This window comes from Stenotrophomonas lacuserhaii, from assembly GCF_014836545.1.
GTDB classification, from domain to species: domain Bacteria; phylum Pseudomonadota; class Gammaproteobacteria; order Xanthomonadales; family Xanthomonadaceae; genus Stenotrophomonas; species Stenotrophomonas lacuserhaii.
This window is the reverse complement of the sequence record NZ_JACSQS010000008.1, coordinates 137,839-146,604: the sequence shown is the minus strand read 5'-3', so window position 1 is coordinate 146,604 and position 8,766 is coordinate 137,839. Positions and strand designations below refer to the sequence as shown.

Below are 8,766 nucleotides of genomic sequence, written 5' to 3'. Positions count from 1 at the left end.
ACCAGACAGAAGCCACCAGGTCACCCTGGTGGCTTTTTTCTTGCCTGCGATTCCTGCGTTGGTTGCAAGCGACAAAGGTTCCCTGGAGTAGAGCCCCTTTGAGTCAAGGGGGCGCGCCGAAGGCGCGGGGATCTGGCGGGCTGATAAGAGGGGCCCGCGTTTCGCGCAGCGAAGCGTGGGGGCGGCAGCGCGCATGCGCGGCCGTGTACCCCACCAGACAGAAGCCACCAGGTCACCCTGGTGGCTTTTTTCTTGCCTGCGTTATGGAGCTCAGCCTGCCAGCGCGAGCGGAATGGCGGGCATGGCGAACACGAAGCGGGTTCCGTGCGCCGCATCGGATTCCACCGACAGCGTGCCGTTGTGTGCCTTGGCGATTTCCGCCGCGATATACAGCCCCAGTCCCAGCCCGGGACGCGGCTGGTCGCTGGCCTCGCGCGAGAACGGGGTGAACAGCCTGCCCAGCTTGTCCGGCGCGATCGCGCCGCCGTTGTGGACCTGCAGCACCAACCCGTTGGCGTCGGTCTGGATATCCAGCGTGATCGGCTGGTCCGCAGCGCCGTGCACCGCCGCGTTGGTCAGCAGATTGGCCAGCAGCTGCGACAGGCGGTTGGCATCACACAGCAACGGTGCATCCACCGCGATGGTCGCGATGATGTCATTGCGCCCGGTCGCGCCGGCCACTTCGTGCACCACCCGCATCAGTTGCGCGGCCACGTTGGCATCGTAGGTGAGCGCCACCGGGATCCCGCCGCCAAGCCGGCCGCGGGCGAAATCCAGTACGTCCTTCACCAGGCCATCGATGCGGGTGATGCTGTCGCGCACACGCGTCAGCAGCATGCTGCCGCGTTCGGTGTGCGGTTCAAGCTCAAGCATTTCCGTCGCCATGCTGGCCGCCTGCAGCGGGCTGCGCAGGTCGTGGCCCAGCACTGCGATGAACTGGTCGCGCAGCACGGCGGTGTCGTTGGCGGCCGACAGGTCGGCGATCGCCTGCTGCAGCCGCTGTTCGGTCTGCAGGTAGTTGCCGATCAATTCGGCAAACAATTCCAGCGAACGCACCACCTGCGCTTCGTCGAACGTGGCCGGTGCCGAATCGATCGCGCACAGGGTGCCGAAGAAGCTGCCGTCGGGGCGGAAGATCGGCACCGACACGTAGCTTTCCAACCCGTACAGGCGCGGGGTGTGGTGGCTGGCGTAGTGCGGATGCTGGCTGGCATGGCCGAAAATCACCGGCTGTGGGGCCTGGCGGATCTCGTTGCAGATGGTGCTTTCCAGGACCAGCTGTCCACCCACGCCCAGGCCGAAGCCGAGCGTGTCGTAAGTAGCGCAGGCGACCCAGTGGCTGTCAGTGACCCGGGCCACGGCGGCAAAGCGCGAGCCGGTGATGTGGGCCACGGTTTCCAGGATCCGCGGCACGGCCGTGATGGCGCCGATTTCGGCGATGTCCTGGATGATGTCTGCGCCCAGCGGGGCGGCGGCGGACTGCTGCATGCGGTGCTCGCCTCCTCGGCGGGCGGGTTCAGGCTGGCGTTGTGGAGGATGTGGCGCGCCGGACCTCGGGGGCATTCTAGGCCATGCCGGCCGGATGCATCGTACCCGCCCTACCCAAGACCGCCCCGCGCCTGCGACAATACCGGGCTAGACCAGCGAAAGTGGCGGAATTGGTAGACGCCCTGGATTTAGGTTCCAGTGCCTTAACCGGCGTGGGGGTTCGAGTCCCCCCTTTCGCACCATGGTCCGGCCGCCCCTGCCAGCCGCGCTTTCCACGCGCGCGCCCGCCTGACCGACCCCCGCTGGCAGTGCCGCCCGTTATCGTCCAAACTAAAGGGCTGCGGCGGGCATGCGTGTCAACGCCGTCGCGTCCGAACAACCGTTTCGTCCATCACATCGAACCGGGGGCCAGCAGGGCCGCCGGTGGCAGGAGTCAACATGCAAGCTTCGATCGAATCCACCGGCAACCTGGAACGCCGCCTGAGCTTCTCGCTGCCGGAAGATCGCCTCAACACCCATATCAGTGGGCGTCTGGGCGAAATTGCCCGCACCACGCGCATCAAGGGTTTCCGCCCGGGCAAGGTGCCGGCCAAGGTGATCGAGCAGCGCTTCGGTGCGCAGGTCCGTGGCGAAGCCGTCGACGGCCTGCTGCGCGAAACCTTCGACGCGGCCATCCGCGAACACGCGCTGCGCGTGGTCGGCAGCCCGCGCATCGACAAGGGTGAGCAGGGCGAACTGTCGTTCGTGGCTACCGTCGAGCTGGTGCCGGAGTTCGGCGAGATCGACGTCTCCAAGCTGAACGTGGTCCGCCACGTGGCTGAAATCGGCGATGCCGACATCGACCAGATGATCGAAAACCTGCGCCAGCAGCGCCGCACCTGGGCCCCGGTCAGCCGCGGCGCGAAGGAAGGTGACCTGGTCGCGCTGGAAACCTTCTCCCAGGCTGGCGATGAGCGCCTGCCGGCCGAAGGGACCGAGAAGGGCACGATCGTCATCGGCCAGAACATGATGTTCGAAACCATTGAAAAGGGCCTGGTCGGCCTGGCCAAGGGTGAAGAGAAGACCCTGGATGTCGAGTTCCCGGCCGATTGGCGCGTTGAAGCGCTGGCTGGCAAGACCGTGCAGGTCACCGTCAAGGTCACCGAAGTGTCCGAAGAGTCGCTGCCGGAAGTGGACGACGCCTTCATCAAGAGCTTCGGCGTCAAGGCGGGTGACGTGGAGCAGTTCCGCAAGGACATCCGCGCCAACCTGGAGCGCGAGCTCAAGGGCGCCCTGATGAACCGCCTGCGTCGCGAAGTGGGCGAGCAGCTGATTGCCGCTTACAGCTCGGTCGAGCTGCCGCCGCGCCTGGTGGAAAATGAAGCCCGTGCGATGCTGGCCCAGCAGATCGAACAGCTTCGTCGCAGTGGCCGTGATCCGGGCCAGGTGCCGGCCGACGCCCATGAGGGCTTCAAGGACGCCGCTGCCAAGCGCGTGCTGGTCGGCCTGCTGGTCGGCGAAGTGGCCCGCATCAACGACCTGAAGCTGGAGCCGAAGCGCCTGAATGAAACCATGCGCCTGATCGCTTCGACCTACGAAGAGCCGGACCAGGTCATTGAGATGTACCGCAACGACCCCCAGCTCATGTCGGGTCTGCAGAACCGCGTGATGGAAGAGCAGGTGATCGACTGGATCGCCGAGCGCGCCCAGCATACCGAGGAAACGCTGTCCTTCCAGGACGCGATCCGCGGCTGAGTCCTGCCAACGCCAGACCCCGCGCCGCAAGGCGTGGGGAGTTCCTCCCAATACAGGTGCCTCACGATATGGACAACCGAACCAAAGCCCTCAATCTGGTTCCGATGGTGGTCGAGCAGACCGCCCGCGGCGAGCGCGCCTATGACATCTATTCGCGCCTGTTGAAGGAGCGCCTGATCTTCCTCGTGGGCCCGATCGACGATCACATGGCCAACGTGGTGGTGGCGCAGCTGCTGTTCCTGGAAGCGGAAAACCCGGAAAAGGACATCAGCATCTACATCAACTCGCCCGGTGGCGTGGTCACCGCCGGCATGGCGATCTACGACACCATGCAGTACATCAAGCCGGACGTGGCCACCATCTGCGTCGGCCAGGCCGCCTCGATGGGCGCCCTGCTGCTGGCGTCGGGCGCAGCCGGCAAGCGGTACGCGCTGCCGAACTCGCGCGTGATGATCCACCAGCCGCTGGGCGGCTTCCAGGGCCAGGCGACCGATATCGACATCCACGCCCGCGAGATCCTCACCTTGCGCGCGCGTCTGAACGAGATCCTGGCCAAGCACACCGGCCAGTCGCTGGAAACGATCGCCCGCGACACCGAGCGCGACAACTTCAAGAGTGCCGTGGAAGCACAGGCCTACGGGCTGGTCGATCAGGTCCTTGAGCGTCGCCCGGAAGAGTCGATCCAGGCGGGTTGATGACAGCAAAACGGTCGGTTTTCCGACTGGACAAGCAGGGTCGGGCAGGGCTGGTGCCCTCTCGGCCCTGTGTTATTCTCGAATTGAACCCCCGTCGAACGGGTGGGGTAACCAGGTAAGCGAAGCATGAGCGAAGACCGACAAGGTCGTTCCACGGACAGCGGCAAGATCCTTTACTGCTCCTTCTGCGGCAAGAGCCAGCACGAGGTGCGCAAGCTCATTGCCGGTCCAAGCGTGTTCATCTGCGATGAATGCGTGGAGCTGTGCAACGACATCATCCGTGAAGAGCTCGAGGAAAAAGCGCAGTCGGCGCGCAGTTCGCTGCCCAAGCCGCGTGAGATCCTCGAAGTCCTGGACCAGTACGTGATCGGCCAGAAGCGCGCCAAGCGCACGCTTGCCGTGGCCGTGTACAACCATTACAAGCGCATCGAGAGCCGGCAGAAGAACGATGAGGTCGAACTGGCCAAGTCGAACATCCTGCTGGTCGGCCCGACCGGTTCGGGCAAGACGCTGCTGGCCGAAACCCTGGCCCGCCTGCTCAACGTGCCGTTCACCATGGCCGACGCCACCACGCTGACCGAAGCCGGTTACGTGGGCGAGGACGTGGAAAACATCATCCAGAAGCTGCTGCAGAAGTGCGACTACGACGTCGAAAAGGCACAGCAGGGCATCGTCTACATCGATGAAATCGACAAGATCTCGCGTAAGAGCGAGAACCCGTCGATCACCCGCGATGTGTCCGGCGAAGGCGTGCAGCAGGCCCTGTTGAAGCTGATCGAAGGCACCGTGGCCAGCGTCCCGCCGCAGGGTGGGCGCAAGCATCCGCAGCAGGAATTCCTGCAGGTGGACACCAAGAACATCCTGTTCATCTGTGGCGGCGCGTTTGCCGGCCTGGACAAGGTGATCCAGCAGCGTTCCACCGAATCGGGCGGTATCGGGTTCGGTGCGAAGGTGAAGTCGTCCGAGCGCAAGCAGGAAATCGGCAAGCTGCTGGCGGAAGTGGAACCGGAAGACCTGATCAAGTTCGGCCTGATTCCCGAGTTCGTCGGCCGCCTGCCGGTGGTTGCGACCTTGGAAGAGCTGGACGAAGCGGCGCTGATCACCATCCTGACCGAGCCGAAGAATGCCATCACCAAGCAGTTCAAAAAGCTGTTCGAGATGGAAAACGTCGAGCTGGAGTTCCGTCCCGACGCGTTGGCCGCCATTGCCCGCAAGGCGCTCAAGCGCAAGACGGGCGCCCGTGGCCTGCGCACCATCGTGGAATCGGTGCTGCTGGACACCATGTACGAGCTCCCCTCGCAGGAGAACGTCAGCAAGGTGGTGGTGGACGAATCGGTCATCGAGCACAAGTCCGAACCGTACCTGATCTACCAGACCCCGCCAGCACCTGAACAGAAGGCCGCTGGCGCTGAATGATTCTTTCAATCGATTGATTTGAAAGTATTTTTTAGGAGCGTCTTGCATCCTTGCGCCGATGGCCCCATAACGGGGCCATCGGCTTTTTTGTCTCTGGCCCCGCTGGAGCCGGAGAGGCGTATCCCCCCTTCCTGGAGCCCCCATGGCCCGTTCCCCAACTGAGACTCTCGACCTGCCGGTACTGCCGCTGCGTGACGTGGTGGTGTTCCCGCACATGGTCATCCCGCTGTTCGTCGGCCGTGACAAGTCCATGCATGCGCTGGAAAAGGCGATGGAAGCGGACAAGCGCATCCTGCTGCTGGCGCAGAAGTCGGCCGAGACCGACGATCCGCAGGAAGCCGACCTCTACCAGGTCGGTACCCTCGCCCAGGTGCTGCAGCTGCTGAAGCTGCCTGACGGCACCATCAAGGTGCTGGTGGAAGGCCTGTCGCGCGTACAGGTCAGCCAGGTCGGCGAGCGCGATGGCGCGCTGCAGGGCACCGCCGTGGAGATCCAGGCCGAAGACGGCCGCGAGGCGCGTGAGATCGAAGCGATCGCCCGTTCGCTGATGTCGCTGTTCGAGCAGTACGTCAAGACCAACCGCAAGCTGCCGCCGGAGCTGCTGCAGACCCTGGCCGGCATCGAAGAGCCCGCGCGCCTGGCCGACACCATCGCCGCGCACATCAGCGTGCGCTTGGCCGACAAGCAGCGCCTGCTGGAAGTGCTGCCGGTGGGCGAGCGCCTGGAGATGCTGGTGGGCCTGGTCGATGGCGAAATCGACGTGCAGCAGATGGAAAAGCGCATCCGCGGCCGCGTGAAGTCGCAGATGGAAAAGAGCCAGCGCGAGTACTACCTCAACGAACAGATGAAGGCCATCCAGAAAGAACTGGGTGACCTGGACGATGCCCCGGGCGAGCTGGAAGAGCTGGCCCGCAAGATCGCCGAGGCGGGCATGCCCAAGCCGGTGGAAACCAAGGCCAAGGCCGAACTGACCAAGCTCAAGCAGATGTCGCCGATGTCCGCCGAAGCGGCCGTGGTGCGCAACTACCTGGACTGGATCCTGGGCGTGCCGTGGAAGAAGCGCACCAAGGTGCGCAAGGACCTGAAGGTCGCCCAGGACACCCTGGACGCCGACCATTACGGCCTGGAGAAGGTCAAGGACCGCATCCTGGAATACCTGGCGGTGCAGTCGCGCGTGAAGCAGATGAAGGGCCCGATCCTGTGCCTGGTCGGGCCGCCGGGCGTGGGCAAGACCTCGCTGGGCCAGTCCATTGCCAAGGCAACCAACCGCAAGTTCGTGCGCATGAGCCTGGGTGGCGTGCGCGACGAGGCCGAGATCCGCGGCCACCGCCGCACCTACGTCGGTTCGATGCCGGGCCGCATCGTGCAGAACCTCAACAAGGTGGGCAGCAAGAACGCGCTGTTCCTGCTCGATGAGATCGACAAGATGTCGATGGACTTCCGCGGTGATCCGTCTTCGGCGCTGCTGGAAGTGCTGGATCCGGAGCAGAACAACTCCTTCAACGACCACTATCTGGAAGTGGACCTGGACCTGTCCGAAGTGATGTTCGTGGCCACGTCCAATTCGCTGAATATTCCCGGCCCGCTGCTGGACCGCATGGAAGTGATCCGCATCCCCGGCTACACCGAGGATGAGAAGCTCAACATCGCCATGCGCTACCTGGTGCCCAAGCAGATCAAGGCGGCCGGCCTGAAGCCGGAAGAGCTGGAGATCGACGGCGCCGCCATCCAGGACATCGTGCGCTACTACACGCGCGAATCCGGCGTGCGCAGCCTTGAGCGCGAAATCGCCAAGATCTGCCGCAAGGTGGTCAAGGAGATCGCGCTGGCCGGTCCGGCCGGCCTGCCCAAGCCGAAGGCGGTCAAGGGCAGGAAGGCGAAGAAGGGCGCGCTGGTGACGGTGGACGGCAGCAACGTGGACAAGTACCTGGGCGTGCGTCGCTTCGACTTCGGCCGCGCCGAAGAAGAGAACGAGATCGGCCTGGTGACGGGCCTGGCATGGACCGAAGTCGGCGGCGACCTGCTGCAGATCGAATCCACGCTGGTGCCGGGCAAGGGCCAGCTGATCCTGACCGGCCAGCTGGGCAATGTGATGAAGGAATCCGCCTCGGCAGCGCTGTCGGTGGTGCGCTCGCGCGCGGTGCAGTTCGGCATCGATGCCGCGTTCCTGCAGAAGCAGGACGTGCACGTGCATGTGCCCGATGGTGCCACGCCCAAGGACGGCCCCAGCGCCGGCGCGGCGATGGTGACCTCGCTGGTGTCCATCCTGACCAAGGTGCCGGTGCGCGCCGACGTGGCGATGACCGGCGAGATCACGCTGCGTGGCCGCGTGACCGCCATTGGTGGCCTGAAGGAAAAACTGCTGGCGGCACTGCGTGGCGGCATCCGCACGGTGATCATCCCGGAGGAGAACCGCAAGGATCTTGCCGACATCCCCGCCAATGTCACGCGTGATATCGACATCATTCCGGTGAAGTACATCGAGCAGGTACTCGACCTGGCACTGGAGCGCCCCCTGACGCCGAAGAAGGCGCGTAAGACTGCGCAGCGCGTCACTGTTCGCAGCAAGGCCAAGACACCTTCCGCCACGCGCGTCAAGCACTGAAACGCGTACCGCAAACGGCCGAAACCCGCGTCATTGCTGGGTTTTCGGCTTGCGCGGGTGTGGGGCCACTGGTATAAAAGCAGCACTCGCGAATCAGCTGCATCCAATTCGCCGAACCGAACCGATTTGCCCTCGTGCGTGCTGCACGCAACGATGGCTTCCCTGGCTAATCCGCGGGTCCCCCGCAATAAGGAGCTGTAGAGAATGAACAAGACCGAATTGATCGACGCCGTTGCCGAGACCGCTGACCTGACCAAGGCAGAGTCCGCTCGCGCTGTCGATGCCGTCGTTGCTGCCGTCACCAAGGCACTGAAGAGCGGTGATGCTGTGACGCTGGTCGGCTTTGGCACCTTCCAGGTCCGTGACCGCGCTGCCCGCACCGGCCGCAACCCGAAGACCGGCGACACCATCGCGATCGCTGCTTCGAAGAATCCGTCGTTCAAGGCTGGTAAGGCCCTGAAGGATGCTGTAAACTAAGCGGCTCGCTGGGGTGCTTAGCTCAGCGGTAGAGCGTCTCCTTTACACGGAGAGGGTCGGGGGTTCGAAACCCTCAGCACCCACCACAGCACCGCGGTAAAGTTTGAAATGTGGAGCGGTAGTTCAGCTGGTTAGAATGCTGGCCTGTCACGCCGGAGGTCGCGGGTTCGAGTCCCGTCCGCTCCGCCATTTTCAACGAGGCCTCCGGGTTCATCCTGGGGGCTTTGTTTTCTCCACCGCTTCGGCGGCGTGGAAGACAAAAAGTTTTGCAGCACGGAGCGGTAGTTCAGCTGGTTAGAATGCTGGCCTGTCACGCCGGAGGTCGCGGGTTCGAGTCCCGTCCGCTCCGCC

General features: G+C 64.2%; 6 protein-coding genes and 4 tRNA genes. 9 read left to right on the top strand and 1 reads right to left on the bottom strand.

Going from position 1 to position 8,766, the window contains the following annotated elements:
• Positions 1-270 precede the first annotated feature (270 nt).
• Complete coding sequence (locus tag H9654_RS09930) at positions 271-1,488, bottom strand: GAF domain-containing sensor histidine kinase (RefSeq protein ID WP_191770697.1); 1,218 nt, start codon at positions 1,486-1,488, stop codon at positions 271-273.
• A 155-nt stretch (positions 1,489-1,643) separates the two neighbouring features.
• Between H9654_RS09930 and H9654_RS09925 the strand changes: the two genes are divergently transcribed.
• From H9654_RS09925 to H9654_RS09885, 9 genes are all read left to right on the top strand, one after another.
• A tRNA-Leu gene (locus H9654_RS09925) sits at positions 1,644-1,730 on the top strand.
• Positions 1,731-1,926: 196 nt separating this feature from the next.
• The gene (gene tig / locus H9654_RS09920) at positions 1,927-3,222 is read left to right on the top strand and encodes a trigger factor (RefSeq protein ID WP_101098728.1); all 1,296 of its coding nucleotides are present in this window, start codon (positions 1,927-1,929) and stop codon (positions 3,220-3,222) included.
• Between the two features lie 68 nt (positions 3,223-3,290).
• The gene (clpP, locus tag H9654_RS09915) at positions 3,291-3,917 is read left to right on the top strand and encodes an ATP-dependent Clp endopeptidase proteolytic subunit ClpP (protein ID WP_042613348.1); all 627 of its coding nucleotides are present in this window, start codon (positions 3,291-3,293) and stop codon (positions 3,915-3,917) included.
• A 126-nt stretch (positions 3,918-4,043) separates the two neighbouring features.
• Positions 4,044-5,333, top strand: a complete 1,290-nt coding sequence (gene clpX / locus H9654_RS09910; protein ID WP_042613349.1) for an ATP-dependent Clp protease ATP-binding subunit ClpX — start codon at positions 4,044-4,046, stop codon at positions 5,331-5,333.
• 142 nt (positions 5,334-5,475) lie between these two features.
• Positions 5,476-7,938 (top strand): endopeptidase La, encoded by a 2,463-nt coding sequence (gene lon / locus H9654_RS09905; protein ID WP_191770696.1) that lies wholly within the window; start codon positions 5,476-5,478, stop codon positions 7,936-7,938.
• 204 nt (positions 7,939-8,142) lie between these two features.
• Positions 8,143-8,415: an HU family DNA-binding protein gene (locus H9654_RS09900; protein WP_042613351.1), complete on the top strand. Its 273-nt coding sequence runs from the start codon at positions 8,143-8,145 to the stop codon at positions 8,413-8,415.
• An 11-nt stretch (positions 8,416-8,426) separates the two neighbouring features.
• Positions 8,427-8,501, top strand: a tRNA-Val gene (locus H9654_RS09895).
• Positions 8,502-8,527: 26 nt separating this feature from the next.
• Positions 8,528-8,604: transfer RNA gene (locus tag H9654_RS09890), tRNA-Asp, on the top strand.
• Between the two features lie 86 nt (positions 8,605-8,690).
• Positions 8,691-8,764, top strand: a tRNA-Asp gene (locus H9654_RS09885).
• Positions 8,765-8,766 lie beyond the last annotated feature (2 nt).